Raw genomic sequence first — 15,889 nt, forward strand, 5'->3', positions numbered from 1 at the left:
TGTCATGCCGGTGGTCCTCACGCGCCGGTCAGTCCGGCGACGATGGCCTCCGCGTCGTGGCGGAGCAGGTCCAGGTAGGTGGGCACGGGGCCGTCGGGTTCGGAGAGGGAGTCGACGTAGAGGGTCTCGCCCATGGCGGCGCCGGTCTCACGGATCACCGACCGCTGGGCGCTGTCGTTGACGGTGCTCTCGCAGAACACGGCGGGTACGTCGTTGTCGCGGACGAACTCGGAGACCGCGGCGATCTGCTGGGGTGTGCCCTCGCGCTCGGCGTTGACCGGCCACAGGTACTGCTCGGTCAGCCCGGCGTCGCGGGCCAGGTAGGAGAAGGCGCCCTCACAGGTGACCAGGGCGCGGGCGGGCTCGGGGACCTCGGCGAGTTCGGCCTCCAGGTAGGCGCCGACCTCGGTGATCTCCTCCTTGTAGGCCTCGGCTGCCTCGGCGAACTCGGCCTCGCCCTCGGGGTCGAGTTCGGTGAGGGCGTCGCGGATGTTGTCCACGTAGACCAGGGCGTTGTCGGGGGACATCCAGGCGTGCGGGTTGGGTGCGCCCTCGTAGCCGCCCGAGGCCACGGGAATGGTGTCGATGCCCTCGGTCAGGACGGCGGTGTGGGCGTCCACGCGGTCGGTGAACTGCTGGAACCAGGCCTCCAGGCCCAGGCCGTTCTCCAGGATGAGGTCGGCGCCCTGGCCGCGGACGAGGTCGTCGGGGGTGGGCTCGTAGCCGTGGATCTCGGCGCCGGGCCTGGTGAGGGAGGCGACGTCCACGCGGTCGGCGGCCACGTTCTCGGCCATGTCGGCGATGACGGTGAACGTGGTCAGGACGAGGAGGCGGTCGGAGTCACGGTCGGCGTCGTCGCGGGTCTGTCCGGCCGAGGTGGAGCAGGCGCTGAGAGCGAGGGTGAGGGCGAGAGCCGGGATCACCTTCGGCCAGGTGTTTGAAGAGGACCCATCTATAAAGTTCGGCACGCCTAACTTTTTACCACAAGAGGGCCAAACTGCGCATTGGAGTACTTGCGCGGAGGCCGGTCGGCGCCCGCGTTCCCACCTCCGGCGGCCGGGCCTGGGACGCCCGTGAGCGCGACCAGCGCCGGGAGTGCCTCGGCGCCACGGTGTCCTCGCATGATGCCCGGCACCCGGGGCGAGATGCGGGTCCGGCGGAGGACTCCCTCTGGGGCACGCGCCGGCCTGGGACCCCGCTCGATCCGGCGCCGCTCCCACCACCCCCGCCGGATTCGCTTCCCGCGCCTTCGGTCCACCGGGTCATCTGGCTCCTGACCTGTTCTTTGTCCGCTCCAACCCTCCCCTTCCTAGAATGAGTGCCCCGGCCTGTGCACGGTTTCCCGCGCACGGTGACCGGCATCGCTGTACCGCGGTCCGGTGCGGCCCTCTCCTCGGAGGACGTCCATGGAGGTCGAACCTCTGCGCACCCTGTGCGGGCGCTACCAACTCCACGCCGAGCTGGGCCACGGCGGTATGGGCCGGGTCTGGCATGCCCACGACACGCACCTCAACCGCACGGTGGCGGTCAAGGAGATCCTCCTGGGGCCGGGCATGGACGAAGGGGACCGCGACCGGATGGCCGCCCGCGCCCGCCGCGAGGCGCAGGCCACCGCGATGGGCCAGCACCCCAACATCGTCACGGTCTACGACATCGTCGAGGACGACGGCCGCCCCTGGATCGTCATGGAACTCCTCGACGGGGACTCCCTGCTCCGATTGATGCGCGACCGGGGCCCGGTCCCGGCCGAGCGGGCCGCGGCCTGGGGGCTGGACCTACTTGACGCGCTCACCACCGCGCACGAGCAGGGCATCACCCACCGCGACGTCAAACCCGAGAACGTCATGGTCACCCGTTCGGGGCGGGTGGTGCTGACCGACTTCGGGATCGCCACCATCGTCGACACCGCCGCGGTCACCCAGACCGCCGGCGTCATGGGTTCGGCCGCCTACGTGGCCCCCGAACGGCTCGCTTCCCAGCCGGCCACCCCCGCCAGCGACCTGTGGTCGCTGGGCGCCACCCTGTACCACGCGGTGACCGGAGTGTCCCCGTTCCAGCGCGAGGGCGTCCCGGCCACCCTGCACGCGGTACTCAGCCTCGACCCGCCCCAGAGCCTGCCCGGGCCGCTGGGAGCGGCGATCAGCGGCATGCTCGTGAAGGATCCGCTCCAGCGCCTGGACGCCCGAGGCTGTCGGGAACTCCTGGGCGAGGCGGCCCGGGGCGGACAGGCGACCGGATCGCACCTGCCGCCCACCGCACCGGGGAGAACGCCCCCGCGAACAGGAGCGCCCCTCCGGACAGGGGTGAATCCTCCGACAGGAGCGGTCCCTCCGGGGGCGGCCTCCGCCGGTCCGCCGCTCGCCCCCATCGCCGGGGCCACCGCCGTCCACACCGAGCCGTGGCGCCCCCTGCGCCTCTCATGGCCGTTCGTGGCACTCACCCTGGGGCTGTCCGCCCTGCTGGTGGCCGGCGCCCTCGTCATCGTCAACCCCTGGGCCGAGGGAGGGGAGGAGACCGATCAGGCGGGGCCGCAGACCCAGGCGGACACCTCCCCCGCCCCTGAGCACTCCCCCGGGCCGGAGCACTCCCCCGGGCCGGAGGCCACAGGGCAGGGTTCGGAACAGGGGCCGGAGGAGCAAGCGGTCGAGCAACCCGTCGCCGAGGGCATGACCTGGACCGAGGACCCCGAGGGGTTCGCGATGCTGGTCCCCGACGGCTGGGTCCGCCGCGTCGACGGCGCCAGCGTCTACTACGACTCCCCCACCAGCAACGCCTACCTGCAGATCGACCGCACCCCGCACTCCACCGACGACGAGTACGCGCACGTGTTGGAGCAGGAGAGCAACTCCATCGCGGAGAACCGGCTGCCCGGATACCAGCGGATCCGGCTGGAGGACGTCACCGACCAGACCTCCTTCGCCTCCGCCGCCGACTGGGAGTTCAGCTGGGACCGGGGCGCGGGCACCTGGCGCCTGTTGGCGCGCAACATCGCCGTCACCGCGGGCGACTACTACACGCTGGCCTGGAGTTCCAGCGAGGAGCACTGGGCCGGTGACGCGCGGTGGCGCGACCACGCGATCGGTTCCTTCGACCCGTTTTGACCTCGGCGGTGTGAGCGCACCGGTACGCTCGACCCGTTCCGCACCAGCACAACGGAGGTAGCCGGGGTGTCCCTCACCTGGACCGCGATCGACTTCGAGACCGCCAACCAGGACCGCGGCAGCGTGTGCGCCGTCGGTCTGGTCAAGGTGAGCGAAGGGCGTGTGGTCGACCGTTTCAGCACCCTCATCCGCCCGCCGGAGCCGGTGTCCTTCTTCTCCCGGCACAACACCGCCGTGCACGGAATCACCGCCGCCGATGTCACCGGGGCTCCCACCTGGGAGAAGGTGCGCGAGCAGGTGGTGGACTTCGTCCAGGGCGGTGCGCTGGTGGCGCACAACGCCCCCTTCGACATGGGTGCGCTGCGCCAGGCCTGTGCCCACACCGGCCAGGCGCTGCCCGCCTTCGACTACGCCTGCACCCTGGCACTGTCCCGCCGCACCTGGGACCTGCCCGACCACCGGCTGCCCACGGTGTGCGCGCACCTGGGCCACCAGATCACCCAGCACCACCGGGCCGACGCCGACGCCGAGGCTGCCGCGCACATCATGATCGCGGCCATGCTCCGCTACGGCACCAGCTCACTGCCCGAGCTCTCCCGCGCCGCGGGCCTGCGCCTGGGCCGCCTGGAGGCGATCCAGCCGGTCGCCGTCCCGGTGGCCGCCCCCGTGGCTCCGGCGGCCCCCGCCCCGCAGGACCGCTACGGGCGCTGGCAGCGCGCCGCCCAGTCCCCGCTGCCCGAGCCCTCCCCCGACGCCGACCCGGCCGGTCCGCTCTTCGGACGCACGGTGTGCGTCTCGGGTGACCTGCGCGCGATGGACAAGCCCGAGGTGTGGAAGCGCATCGCCGAAGCCGGGGGCCGACCCGCCAAGAACGTCACCAAGAAGACGGACGTCCTGGTCGTGGGCGACAGCGACCACGGCGGCAAGACCTCCAAACACAAGCAGGCGGAGACCTACATCGCCAAGGGCCAGAGCATCGACATCATCACCGAGGCCGAACTGGTGGCCCGCCTGGGCATGGCCTCCGCCTGACGGGTTCCTTCATCCTCAGCCCTCGAGGAGCTGGCGGGTGACCGCGTCCGCGGCCCACTGCGTCCAGCGCTCAGGGCTCCAGCCGAGCTGGGCCGTGTAGAGGGTGTACAGCTCGGGGCTGAGCAGGCCGAGCAGGGTGTCGGCTGCCTCCTCCGGGCTCAGGTTCGGGCGCAGGGTGCCCCGGTCGGACAGGGTTTGGGCGAAGACCGTGTGGACGGTGCGGCGCTGCTCGGTGTTGATGCGCCACAGCGCGGCCAGCTCGGGGTCGGAGGCGGCCGCTCCGCGCAGGACCTCGATCAGGGCGGCGACGCGGGCCATGACCTGGGCGGTGCCCCGCACCTGGAGCCGGATCAGCTCATGGGGGTCCTCGGCGGACAGGGCCTCACGGACCCAGGGGCGGTCCAGGGTGGCGACGGGTTCGGCGTCTCCGGCGACGGCCTGGTCCAAGGCCTCCTTGAGGAGCCCCGCCTTGGTGCCGCAGGTGTTGTAGACGGTCTGCGCGGCCACCCCCGCCTCCTTGGCGACACTGGTGATGCTGGTCGCGGCGTAGCCGTCGGTGGTGAACAGGCGGGTCGCGGCACGGGCGATCCGGGCGCGGGTGGCGAGGGAGCGGGCGGTGCGGCCGTCGGCGGGCTGTGCGTCCATGCTCACGATCCTACGCCTTGACTGTAGTGCCACTACACATATCTAATTTGAGTGTCACTACAGAAAGGTGGGCGGGAATGCGGGTACTCGTGCTGGGCGGATACGGAGCCGTGGGGGCGCCGACGGTGGCTGCGCTGCGGGCGGACGGGCACAGCTGTGTGGTCGCCGGACGCGACCCCCGGCGTGCGGAGCGGGTGGTCGACCTGGCCGAGCCGGGGCTCCTCGGCTACCGGGAAGCGCTGGACGGAGTGGACGCGGTGGTCAACGCCTCCGGCGCCGAGGACCCGGATCTGGTCACGGCCGCCACCGGCCAGGCGAAGGCCTTCGTCGACCCCACCGCCACCCCCGGATACGTCAAACGAATCGAACAGCTGGAGCCGCGCGCCCCGGTCCTGCTCAGCGTCGGCCTGGCTCCCGGGTTGACCAACCTGCTCGCCGCCGACCTGCCCGGGAGGGAGCCGATCGATCTCGGGGTGGTCCTGGGCTCGGGGGAGCGGCACGGGGCGGCGGCCACCGCCTGGTCCCTGGGCCTGCTCGGCCGCTCCTTCGCCGACCCGGCGACCGGAGAGGCCGTCCGCAACCTCACCCGGGGGCGCGTCCTGGACCTGCCCGACGGACGGCGGCGCCTGTACCGGGCCGACTTCAGTGACCAGCACACGCTCACCCGGGACCTGGGGCGGCCGGTGCGCACGCACCTCGGACTGGACTCGGTTGCGGCGACCCGCGCCCTGAGCGTGCTCGCCCGCCTGCCCGGAACCGGGGCGCTGCGCGGGGTGCGCCGGGTGCCGCGCCTGCCCGGCTCCGAGGAGTGGGTGCTGGTCGCGACCTCGGCCGGGCGGCGCCGCTGGGCACGCGGGCGCAACCAGTCCCGGGGTACGGCGGTGGTGAGCGCCTGGGCCACCGGGTTGACCGAGAACCTGCCAGCCGGGGTCCACCATCTTCACGAGGTGGCCGCGCTGGCTGACCTGCCGCCGCTGGAGGAGGTCACGCTGGGTTGATCTGCCTGGGCGGGGGCCAGATTCTGCCACTCTGCCCCGCACTGCCTCTGGCGTGGCGGGGTAGCTTTGCTCTACGCTGGAAAGCGCTTTCACAGAAAGGGTGGTAACGATCCATGGGTGATCGAGTACTGGGCATCGCCATGAACGGCGTCACCGGACGCATGGGGTACAGGCAGCATCTGACCAGATCGGTGCTGGCCATCCGGGACGCCGGAGGCGTGGAGCTGCCCGACGGCTCGCGCGTCATACCTGAACCGGTACTGGTGGGGCGCTCGGAGCGCAAGCTGCGGGACATCGCCGAAAAGCACGGCATCGAACGCTGGACCACGGACCTGGACTCGGTGCTGTCCGACGACGGCGTCCCCGTCTACTTCGACGCCCAGATCACGCACGCCAGGGAGGCCGCGGTCCGCTCCGCGATCGCCGCGGGCCGACACATCTACGTCGAGAAGCCCACGGCCAGCACCCTGGACGCCGCCCTGGAGCTGGCCAAGCTCGCCGAGCAGGCCGGGGTGCGCAACGGCGTGGTGCAGGACAAACTCTTCCTGCCGGGCCTGATCAAACTCCGTCGGCTCCTGGACAGCGGCTTCTTCGGAAAAGTCCTTTCCATCCGCGGGGAGTTCGGTTACTGGGTCTTCGAAGGAGACGGACAGCCCGCCCAGCGCCCCAGCTGGAACTACCGCGCCGAGGACGGCGGCGGCATCGTCCTGGACATGTTCCCGCACTGGCACTACGTCCTGGAGCACCTCTTCGGTCCGGTGCGCACGGTCACCGCGCGCACCGCCACCCACATCCCGCGGCGCTGGGACGAGCACGGCGAGCCCTACGAGGCCACCGCCGACGACGCCGCCTACGGCATCTTCGAGGTCGGCGACGGGATCATCGCCCAGATCAACTCCTCCTGGAGCGTGCGCGTGGACCGCGACGAGCTGGTGGAGTTCCAGGTGGACGGCACCCACGGCAGCGCCGTGGCCGGGCTGCGCTCATGCCGCGTGCAGCACCGCAGCGTCACCCCCAAGGGCGTCTGGGACCCCGACGCCGCCGACCCGGTCCGCTACCGCGAGGACTGGTCGCACGTCCCCGACAACGGGGAGTTCACCAACGGCTTCCGCGCCCAGTGGGAGGACTACCTGCGCCACGTGGTCCTGGGCACGCCCTTCCACCACGACCTCCTCTCCGGCGCGCGCGGTATCCAGATGGCCGAGGCGGGGCTGCTCTCCTCCCGCACCGGCCGCACCGTCGAACTCGGCGAGGTCTCGAGCACGTGAACACCCTGAACCTTCCCTCCGGTGACGGTACCGTCGCCCCCTACGCGCTCAGCGGGGCCGCGGCCGACGCCGCGCCGCTGCCCCCCGCCACGGCCCGAACCGCCTACGCGGCCGCGCACGTGGTCGCCGATCCCCTGGCCCCCAACGCGCCGGGCGCCTCGGCCGTCCTGGACTGGGAGGCCACCCTGGCCTTCCGCCACCACCTGTGGGACCAGGGCCTGGGCGTGGCCGAGGCCATGGACACCGCCCAGCGGGGCATGGGCCTGGACTGGGCCGCCACCGCCGAACTGATCAGCCGTACCGGCGCCGAGGCCAGGAGCCGTGGCGCCCTCCTGGCCTGCGGGGTCAACACCGATCAGCTCGATTCTTCGCGTGTCGACCTGGAAAGCGCTATCACCGCCTACGGCGAACAGCTGGAAGCGGTGAGCGAGGCCGGGGCCACGCCCATCGTGATGGCCTCGCGCGCCCTGGCCGCGGCGGCATCCGGGCCCGAGGACTACGCCCGCGTCTACTCCGCCGTCCTGGAACGGGCCGACCGCCCGGTGATCCTGCACTGGCTGGGCACCGCCTTCGACCCCGCCCTCGCGGGCTACTGGGGCTACGACTCCCCCGCCGACGCGGTGGAACCGGTCGCGGAGCTGATCGCCGAGCACGCCGACCGGGTCGAGGGGATCAAGGTCTCCCTGCTGGACACCGCACTGGAGGTACGCCTGCGGCGCCTGCTTCCGGACGGCGTCCGACTGTACACCGGGGACGACTTCCACTACCCCGAACTCGTACTCGGGGACGAGGAGGGTTTCTCGCACGCCCTCCTCGGGGTCTTCGCCGCCATCGCCCCGGCCGCCGCCCGGGCGCTCGCGGCCCTGGACCGGGGCGACACCGACGGCTACCTGGCGCTGATGGAGCCCACCGTGCCGCTGGCCCGCCACCTGTTCTCCGAGCCCACCTACTACTACAAGACCGGGATCGCCTTCCTGGCCTGGCTCAACGGCCACCAGAAGGGGTTCCACATGGTGGGCGGCCTGCACAGCGCCCGCGACCTCCCCCACCTGGCGCACACCCTGCGCCTGGCGGACACCGCGGGGGTGCTGTCCGACCCCGACCTGGCCGCGCGGCGGATGCGCGCCCTGCTCGAGGTCTCGGGGGTGGCGCAGTGAGCACCACCGCCAGCGGTCCTCACGCCGCCGTGGCCCCGGCCCCGGTGGACGTCCCCTCCGGCCGCCCCGCCGCGTCGGACACCCCGGCCCCGGGCGACCCCCGGCTGGCCCGGCTCTCGCTCAACCAGGCCACCGTCAAACGCTGGAGCCTCACCCAGGCGGTGGACGGCTGCCTGCGCGCGGGGGTGCCCGCCATCGGCCTGTGGCGCGAACCCGTCCAGGAGATGGGACTGGAACACTCCGCGCGCCTGATCCGCCGGGCCGGGCTCCGGGTGTCCTCCTACTGCCGGGGCGGCTTCCTGACCGACCCGGCGCGCACCGATGCCCTGGACGACAACCGGCGCGCCGTGGACGAGGCCGCCGAACTCGGCGCGCCGGTCCTGGTCATGGTCGCGGGCGGGCTGCCCGAGGGCGACCGGGACCTGGACGGCGCCCGGGAGCGGTTCGCGGCGGGGATCGGGGCACTGGCCCCCTACGCCGCCGAGCGCGGCGTGCGGCTCGGGCTCGAACCCCTCCACCCGCTGTTCTGCGCCGACCGCGCGGTGCTGTCCACCCTGGGACAGGCGCTCGACCTGGCCGAACGCTTCGACCCCGATGCCGTGGGCGTGGTCGTGGACACCTACCACGTGTGGTGGGACCCGCACGTGCGCGCGCAGATCGCCCGCGCCGGGGCGGCGGGCCGGATCGCCTCCTTCCAGGTCTGCGACTGGATCACCCCGCTGCCGGTGGACTCCCTGCTGGGCCGCGGCATGGTCGGTGACGGGCACATCGACGTGCGCTCACTGCACCGGGCCGTACTGGCCGCCGGCTACGAGGCAGACGTGGAGTGGGAGGTCTTCAACGAGGACGTGTGGTCAGCTGACGGCGACGAGGTCATCGCCACGATGGCCCGCCGCCACGTGGAGTGTGTGTTGTGAGGATCACCGCGGTGACGGCCCGCGCCCACCGGCTCCCGCTGCGGAGGGCTTGGGACGGCGGGGTCGACCGCAACGACATCGTCGTGGTCCGGGTCAGCACCGACGAGGGCCTGGTGGGGACGGGGTTCTCCTGGACCCCGCTGATCGGGGCGCGGGCCGTGGAGGCGCTGGTCAACGATGACCTCGCCCCGTTCCTGCTGGGCCGGGAGGCGCACCCCGCCCTGTGGGACGAGTCGCTCTGGCACCTGCGCGAGGCCGGTACGACCGGGCTGACCCTGATGGCCCTGGCCGGGGTCGACATCGCTCTGTGGGACGTGCACGCCCGCTCCCTGGGCGTGCCCCTGGTGGATCTGCTCGGGCGGCGCCGCGAGTGGGTGACCTCCTACGGCAGCGGCGTGAACCTGGACTACGACCTCCCGGCCCTGCTGGACCAGGTCCGGGGCTGGGTGGACCGGGGGCACCGCGCGGTGAAGATCAAGGTGGGTTCGGCCCCGGTCGAGCGCGACGTGGAACGGGTGGGCGCGGTGCGCGACCTCCTGGGCCCGGAACGGCTGCTGATGGTCGACGCCAACCAGCGCTGGGACGTCCCGCAGGCGGCCCGGGCGCTGGCCCGGTTGGAGCCCTTCGACCCGCACTTCGTGGAGGAGCCGCTGCCCGCCCAGGATCTGGCGGCCCATGTCCGGCTGCGCGCACGCACCGGTCTGCCGTTCGCGCTGGGTGAGAACCTGCGCTCGGTGGCGGAGTTCGAGCGGTTCGTGGACGAGGGCGTGTGCGACGTGGCCCAGCCCAACGTGGTGCGGGTCGGGGGCATCACCCCGTTCCTGCGGATCGCCGAGTCCGTGGCCCGGCGCGGAGTACCGGTCGCGCCCCACCTGCTGCCGGAGCTGTCCGGCCAACTGGCCCTGTGCCTGCCCCGGGTCGCCATGGTCGAGGACATCGACCACGCCTCCTTCGCCGCCCTGGGGGCGTTGGCCGCCCCCAGCGGGGTGGAGTTCGCGGGCGACCACCTGTCCGCGCGGACCGGGCCCGGCCACGGTCTGGTGTTCGCGGACGACCTCGCCCCGCTCCCCTAGCACCGGGTTCGCCGGTGGGGCGAGAGACGGCGGCGGCCCCGGTGCGGGGCCGCCGCCGCGGCTTCGGTTCCGGTGGGCCGGGCCCACCGGTCAGCTCAGACCTTTCAGCTCTTGGGCGGGGCGGTACTCTCCCGGGACATGACCGTGCCCTCGACGCTGATCACCCGCGGTTCCCCCTGGTATTCGGTGTCCAGGGCGAGCGCGGCGGCGCGCTCGCCCATCTCCTCCAGGGGCAGGCGCACCGTGGTCAGGGCGGGGGTGAGGTCGCGCAGGGTGGGGATGTCGTCGAAGCCCGCGACGGACAGGTCGTCCGGGACGCTCTTGCCCATGTCGCGGAGCGCGGCGATGGCACCGGTGGCCATGACGTCGTTGACCGCGAACAGGCAGGTGGCGTCGGTGCCCAGGGCCGTCAACCGCTGTGTGGACTCGTAGCCGCCGTCGCGGGTGAAGTCACCGTGCACGACGTTGTGGTGGGCGAGTTCGAGACCGGCGGCCGAGAGCGCGGAGTGGAAGCCGTCCAGGCGTTCGCGAGCGGTCCGCAGATTGGTGGGCCCGGCCAGGATCGCGAAGCGCCGGTGCCCCTGGCCGACCAGGTGCTGCGCCAGGGCCGCGGCCCCGGCGTGGTTGTCCGGGCTGACGGTGTCGGCCGGCAGGGTGGCCTGCGAGACGAGGGCGACCCGGCCGCCCTGGCGTCCGAAGGCCTCGATCTCCTTGGCCAGGCGGGAGTCGGTCCCCTCGCTGGTGGTACGCGAACCGGCGATCACGATCGCCTTGGCGCGGTGGGAGCGCAACGCGGAGAGGATGCGGGTCTCCGCCTGGGGTGAGCGGTTGGTGGTGCCCAGCACGAGGACCAGTCCCAGCTCCTCGGCGTACCGGGTGACCCCGGCGGCGATCTGGGAGAAGTAGGGGTCGGCGATGTCGTGCACGACCAGTCCCATCAGCGAGCTGCTGTTGCGGGCCAGGGTCTGGGCCGAGGCGTTGGCCAGGTAGCCGAGTTCGTGGGCGCTGGCCTCGACTTTCTCCCTGAGCCGCTGGCTCACCTGGCGTGTGCTCCCGTTGATCACGCGCGAGGCGGTCGCCAGGGAGACTCCTGCGTGCTCGGCGACCTGTTCCAGAGTCACGTAACCGGGATCCACTCCCCTGCCCCTCCTGCCGCCGCTGGGAAAACTCTTTCCCAGCGTAGCGGAGGGGAGGGGGTTTCCCTGCGTGCCCACCTAGATCCCTTCCGTGTGATCGCCGCGCTCGCTGTGGTCGGGGCGTTCACCGGGGTCGACGTGGTCGCGCCAGGTGCGCTTGGGCTTCCAGCCCAGGTCGCGGTGGGCTCTTGCCGAGGAGAACACCGCCCGTCCGTCGGCCAGCGCCGGGGCGAGTTCGGCGGTGGCGGGGTGCAGCCGGGCCAGGTCGGCGTCGACCGGACCGTGGGAGAGGGGGTCGGGGGCGACGGCGTTGTAGACGCTGCCGCCGGGGACGCGCTCGGGGTTCTCCACGATCAGCGCGAACAGTTCGGCGGCGTCGTGGGCGTCCACGTAGTTGAACAGGGAGCCCGCGGCCAGGGCCGGATCGTCCAAGCGCTCGGCGATGGTGTGCCCCTGCTGGGTGGTGGCCCCCCGCCACTCCTCCGGGGAGACCACGTAGCCCGGGCGCACCGCGGACAGCACACAGCTGTCGGCGGTGCGGGCCAGGGCCCGGACGGTCTCCTCCACCACCGCCTTGCTCAGGCCGTAGGCGTGCCAGGGCGCGACCGGGTGGTCCTCGTCCAGGGGTAGGTAACGCGGTTTCCAGGAAGGCGTGTTGTACCCGTAGACGGTGGGGCTGGATGCGGCGACCGCGCTGTGGGCCCCGGCCCGGACGGCGGCGGTCAGCACCTCCCAGGCCAGGGTGGTGTTGACCCGCAGGGTCTCGGCGTCGGGCCGGGCGAAGGGGACCGCGATCCCGGCCAGGTGCACCACCGACTCCGGGGCCGCGCGGGCGAACAGCTCGGTTCGGGCCTCGCTGTCCAGCAGGTCGCAGACGGCCGGGGTGATCCCTTCGGGCCACGGGTGTTCGGCGGTGTCCACCGAGGTCACGTCGTGTCCGCGTGCGGCGAGCACGGCCACGACGCTTCGCCCCAGCCGTCCGGAGCCTCCGGTGACGAGCACGCGCATGTGTGCGGTTCCTTTCCAGTCCCCGGTGCGGGGTGTGCGTGGTGTTGTGAGCGGTCAGACCAGGGCCGCGCAGGCTTTGGCCAGTGCTTCGTGGTCGCTCACCGGGCCCTCGGTGACGGCGGTGCGCAGTCCCAGTTCCAGGGTCTGGCCCGCGGCCAGGTCCAGTCGGGTGTCCCAGGCGGGGGCCGGGCACAGGCCCGGGTACTCCTTCGCCCGGAGGAACCAGGGGTCGGTGCGCGGGCCGGGCTGGAGGAAGAGCAGTGTCCACACCGAACCCCGAGCGGTTGTCGAGGACAGCGCGAGCCACCGGGCCCGTGAGCCGTGCAGGGCCTCCTCCCCCGACATCCCGTCGGGTCCGGTGACCGTGGGCGGCTGGTCCCCGATCGGCGCCCGCCAGAACACCCCGCCGTACCCGGCGCCGGGGCGGCCGTTGGTGGCGGGGCTGCCGATGCCCAGTTCGCGGCCCGAGGTATTGCGCAGTGACGACCGCAGGTCCAGGACCCAGGTCGTGGAGTCCAGCGGCAGGGCCCGGGTCGTGCGCTCCTCCCGGAGCAGCTCGGTGCCTTCGGGGCTGACCCAGGAGAGCAGTTCGGTGGTCCATCCGGCGGAGCGGTCGTCCCAGGCCAGGTGCTCCTGGCGGCCGTGGTTGTCGAGCATGACCGAGCCGTGCTCGCGCGTGAAGGTGCGCCCGCCCCAGAAGCTGGTCCCGGCGACGTCGGCCAGGGTCACGCTGACCCCCAGGTGGTGCCGGTGGTCGTCCGGGAAGGCCTCGGTGACCTCGGTGCCCGCCAGGGTGCGAACCGGGTGCAGGTAGGGGCGCGGGGAGAGCTCGGCGGGTACGCGGTCTCCGCTGTCGTGGGTGGCCACGGGGGTGCGGCCGACCGACAGGTTCACTGGTGTGCCTCCGTGTTGGTCGTGCTGGCCGGGCTGGTCCGGGCGGGGCGCGCCCAGGGGGCGCCGAGTTCGGAGTACAGCGTGAGGGAGCGCGCGCTCTCGTGCACGAGGGAGGTGATGCCGGGGACGCTCCGGTGGGTGACCCCCTCCAGCCGTTCCACCTCCTGGTGTTCGGCGGCGATGGGCCTGGGATCGGGTGCGGTGCGCACGGAGTCCAGGACGTGGGTGAAGCCCCGGGTCCGTTCGGGCGGGACCAGGAGCGGGACCCCTTCGCGCACGTGCGCGACCAGGTTTTCCATGAGGTCGGTGCGCCCGTGGGTGGTGGTGCGCGGTTCCTGTCCCGGCTGGCGCAGGGTGAGCCGGTCCAGGGTGTACTCCAGGGTCAGGCTGGCCCGGTCGCCGTGGAGGGTGATGGCCGGGGGTTGGCTGTGGGGCGCGCACAGGGTGACGGCGACGGTGAGGGTGGTGCCGCCGGAGGTGCGCAGGCGCAGGGAGGAGGTGTCGTCGCTCTCGATGGGGTGGGCGCGGTACATCTCCAGCTCCAGGGAGCGGGGCGCGCCCGACTCGGCCCCGGCCAGGGCCAGGGAGGTGGCCACGGCGTGGGCGAAGGGGTTGGTGAGCGCACCGTCCACCACCTCGTGCCCGTCCATCCTGCGCCGCCCGGCCCAGGGCGCGCGGTCGTAGTAGGCGGAGGCGCGTTTCCAAGCGCCTGCCGCCCCGATCCCGCGCAGCTCGCCCAGGGCGCCTTCGCGCACCAGCCGGTCGACCTCGCCGATGGCTTGCGACCCCAGGCTCTGGAACCCGATCTGGCAGGCCAGGCCGGAGGCGCTGACCGCCTCCTCCAGCTGGGTGAGCTGGGCCAGGGAGGGGGTGGTGGGCTTTTCGAGCAGCAGGTGGGAGCCGTGCTCCAGGGCCACGGTGGCCAGGGGCAGGTGGGTGTGGATCGGGGTGACCAGGACGGTCAGGCGGGCCCCGGTCCGTTTCAGGGCGCTCGCCAGGTCGTCGAAGTAGGGGACGGCCCCGTGGCCCTCCAGGTCGTCGTCGGGCGCGGGGGGCCTGCGGTCGCAGACGCCGACGAGCCGGATCGCTCCGGCCTTGGCCAGGGGCAGGAGAGTGCGCAGGTGGGAGCGACCGTGCCCGTGGACGCCCACGAGCAGCAGGGGCAGCGGCGCGGTGTCGCCGGTGCGGTCCTTCAGGGGGCGGTTCGTCAGGGGACGGGCCATCAGGAGTTCCCGGAGAGCAGGTCAGCCACGCGTACGGGTGAGCCGGAGGCCATGGAGGCGTTGGCGGCCAGTCCGGTGAGCAGGGCGTTGCCGCCGTCGGCGTGGTCGGGGCGGATGCCGTCGTCGGCCCCGCCGAACAGGGAGGTGAGCATGGCGCTGTCCCCGCCGCCGTGGCCACCGCCGCCGACCTCGGCGGGGATCTCCTCCGGGGGCTGCCAGTGGCGGCGGAGCAGGAGCCTGGCTCGGGTGTTCTCCTTGGGCGCGGGCATGCCGCGTACGGGGTGGGACTCGTCCCGGCCCGGTGAGGTGCTGGCGAACTCGGTCATGTCGAGTTCGAGTCGGCCGCGGCTTCCGGTGAAGGCGATCCGGTAGCCCTCCCAGGGGGCGTAGGCCACGAGGTGGTAGCTCAGGCGGGCCCCGGTGTCGTACTTGACCAGGACGGACATGTCGTCCTCGATGGTGATGCCCGGGCCGAAGACGTTCAGGTCGCGCTGGTAGCCGTCCTCGTGTTCGGCGTCCAGGTAGAGGGCGGTGAGGTCGGGGCTGTCCTTCATGTGCAGGGCGAAGGGGTCGTTCTCGGCGGACCCCGCTCCGTGGCCGCGCTCGTAGTCGTTGAGCAGCCCGTGGCGGCGACCGTTGTCCTGGCCGTAGAAGAAAAGCCCGCCCCAGGCGAAGACCTCGCTCGGTCGTGCGCCCACCCACCAGTTGACGAGGTCGAAGTGGTGACTGGCCTTGTGCACCAGCAGTCCGCCGGACTTCTCCTTGTCCCGGTGCCAGCGGCGGAAGTAGTCGGCGCCGTGGCGCAGGTCGAGCAGCCACTCGAAGTGCACGGACCCCACTTCGCCGATGGCTCCGGAGGCGATCAGCTCGCGTACCTGGCCGTGCACGGGGTTGTAGCGGTAGTTGAAGCCGACGGTCACCCTGCGCCCGGTCCGGGCCTGCGCGTCGTTGATCCTGCGCAGCCCCTTGAGGTCGGCGGTCATGGGTTTCTCGGTGATGGCGTCCGCGCCGGCCTCGAGGGCGGCCACGACGTAGTCGGCGTGGGTGTGGTCGACGGTGCACACGATCACCTCGTCCACGGCCTGTTCGCGGAGCATGCGGGTGAAGCCCGCGGCCGGATAGGTGGGTACGGCCTCCTGCCCGGCGTCGGTGACGATCCGGTTGTGCACGGCCATTCGGGTGCGGTTGGTGTCGCACAGGGCGACCAGCCGCCCCAGTTCACGGTGGGTGTCCACCAGGGCCCGGGTGTACATACGCGCCCGGGAGCCCGTACCGACGATCGCGTACCTGCGTTGAGTGGTGTCGTTCACATCGGCATGGTAAACGCTTTCCCGAGTGGTCGACAAGAGGTTCGCCTGCTGGAAAACGCGAAGGGTGCGCGATGCCGCCCGTGGGATGGGTGCGCAAAGTCGTCGATCGGTGACTTTTGGTGGTTTT

At 72.4% G+C, this 15,889-nt stretch carries 14 protein-coding genes; 7 read left to right on the plus strand and 7 right to left on the minus strand.

Translation table 11 applies throughout. From position 1 onward, the window contains the following. Positions 1 to 17 precede the first annotated feature (17 nt). Positions 18 to 968, minus strand: a complete 951-nt coding sequence (locus tag HNR07_RS06910; protein ID WP_184363401.1) for a metal ABC transporter substrate-binding protein — start codon at positions 966 to 968, stop codon at positions 18 to 20. Positions 969 to 1,406: 438 nt separating this feature from the next. Between HNR07_RS06910 and HNR07_RS06915 the strand changes: the two genes are divergently transcribed. Next, positions 1,407 to 3,101 (plus strand): serine/threonine-protein kinase, encoded by a 1,695-nt coding sequence (locus HNR07_RS06915; protein WP_184363403.1) that lies wholly within the window; start codon positions 1,407 to 1,409, stop codon positions 3,099 to 3,101. A gap of 66 nt (positions 3,102 to 3,167) precedes the next feature. Beyond that, on the plus strand, positions 3,168 to 4,133 hold the full coding sequence (locus HNR07_RS06920; protein WP_184363405.1) for an exonuclease domain-containing protein: 966 nt from the start codon (positions 3,168 to 3,170) through the stop codon (positions 4,131 to 4,133). Between the two features lie 15 nt (positions 4,134 to 4,148). Here the strand turns inward: HNR07_RS06920 and HNR07_RS06925 are convergent, their stop codons facing one another. Continuing rightward, complete coding sequence (locus HNR07_RS06925) at positions 4,149 to 4,778, minus strand: TetR/AcrR family transcriptional regulator (protein WP_184363407.1); 630 nt, start codon at positions 4,776 to 4,778, stop codon at positions 4,149 to 4,151. 77 nt (positions 4,779 to 4,855) lie between these two features. On the opposite strand from HNR07_RS06925, the gene HNR07_RS06930 reads away from it, so the two are divergent. From HNR07_RS06930 to HNR07_RS06950, 5 genes are all read left to right on the plus strand, one after another. Then, the gene (locus HNR07_RS06930; protein ID WP_184363409.1) at positions 4,856 to 5,776 is read left to right on the plus strand and encodes a saccharopine dehydrogenase family protein; all 921 of its coding nucleotides are present in this window, start codon (positions 4,856 to 4,858) and stop codon (positions 5,774 to 5,776) included. A 113-nt stretch (positions 5,777 to 5,889) separates the two neighbouring features. Further along, a complete protein-coding gene (locus HNR07_RS06935; RefSeq protein ID WP_184363411.1) occupies positions 5,890 to 7,044 on the plus strand; it encodes a Gfo/Idh/MocA family protein in 1,155 nt (384 codons plus the stop codon). After that, positions 7,041 to 8,201 carry a dihydrodipicolinate synthase family protein gene (locus HNR07_RS06940; RefSeq protein ID WP_184363414.1) on the plus strand — a complete coding sequence of 387 codons (1,161 nt, stop codon included), beginning with the start codon at positions 7,041 to 7,043 and terminating at the stop codon, positions 8,199 to 8,201. Before HNR07_RS06935 ends, HNR07_RS06940 begins: the two co-directional genes overlap by 4 nt. After that, positions 8,198 to 9,118, plus strand: a complete 921-nt coding sequence (locus HNR07_RS06945; protein WP_184363417.1) for a sugar phosphate isomerase/epimerase family protein — start codon at positions 8,198 to 8,200, stop codon at positions 9,116 to 9,118. The genes HNR07_RS06940 and HNR07_RS06945 overlap by 4 nt, the downstream gene beginning before the upstream one ends. Next, positions 9,115 to 10,191, plus strand: a complete 1,077-nt coding sequence (locus HNR07_RS06950; RefSeq protein WP_184363420.1) for a mandelate racemase/muconate lactonizing enzyme family protein — start codon at positions 9,115 to 9,117, stop codon at positions 10,189 to 10,191. Before HNR07_RS06945 ends, HNR07_RS06950 begins: the two co-directional genes overlap by 4 nt. A 104-nt stretch (positions 10,192 to 10,295) precedes the next feature. On the opposite strand, the gene HNR07_RS06955 is transcribed toward HNR07_RS06950, so the two are convergent. The 5 genes from HNR07_RS06955 to HNR07_RS06975 form a co-directional block, all read right to left on the minus strand. Continuing rightward, positions 10,296 to 11,327 (minus strand): LacI family DNA-binding transcriptional regulator, encoded by a 1,032-nt coding sequence (locus HNR07_RS06955; protein ID WP_184363423.1) that lies wholly within the window; start codon positions 11,325 to 11,327, stop codon positions 10,296 to 10,298. A 78-nt stretch (positions 11,328 to 11,405) separates the two neighbouring features. Beyond that, complete coding sequence (locus HNR07_RS06960) at positions 11,406 to 12,335, minus strand: NAD-dependent epimerase/dehydratase family protein (protein WP_184363426.1); 930 nt, start codon at positions 12,333 to 12,335, stop codon at positions 11,406 to 11,408. Positions 12,336 to 12,389: 54 nt separating this feature from the next. After that, on the minus strand, positions 12,390 to 13,229 hold the full coding sequence (locus HNR07_RS06965; RefSeq protein WP_184363428.1) for a DUF6807 domain-containing protein: 840 nt from the start codon (positions 13,227 to 13,229) through the stop codon (positions 12,390 to 12,392). Continuing rightward, a complete protein-coding gene (locus HNR07_RS06970; RefSeq protein WP_184363431.1) occupies positions 13,226 to 14,452 on the minus strand; it encodes a Gfo/Idh/MocA family protein in 1,227 nt (408 codons plus the stop codon). Before HNR07_RS06970 ends, HNR07_RS06965 begins: the two co-directional genes overlap by 4 nt. Further along, positions 14,452 to 15,762: a Gfo/Idh/MocA family protein gene (locus HNR07_RS06975; protein WP_184363434.1), complete on the minus strand. Its 1,311-nt coding sequence runs from the start codon at positions 15,760 to 15,762 to the stop codon at positions 14,452 to 14,454. Before HNR07_RS06975 ends, HNR07_RS06970 begins: the two co-directional genes overlap by 1 nt. Positions 15,763 to 15,889 lie beyond the last annotated feature (127 nt).

The sequence above is a fragment of the Nocardiopsis metallicus genome, from assembly GCF_014201115.1.
In the GTDB taxonomy this organism is placed as follows: Bacteria; Actinomycetota; Actinomycetes; order Streptosporangiales; family Streptosporangiaceae; genus Nocardiopsis; species Nocardiopsis metallicus.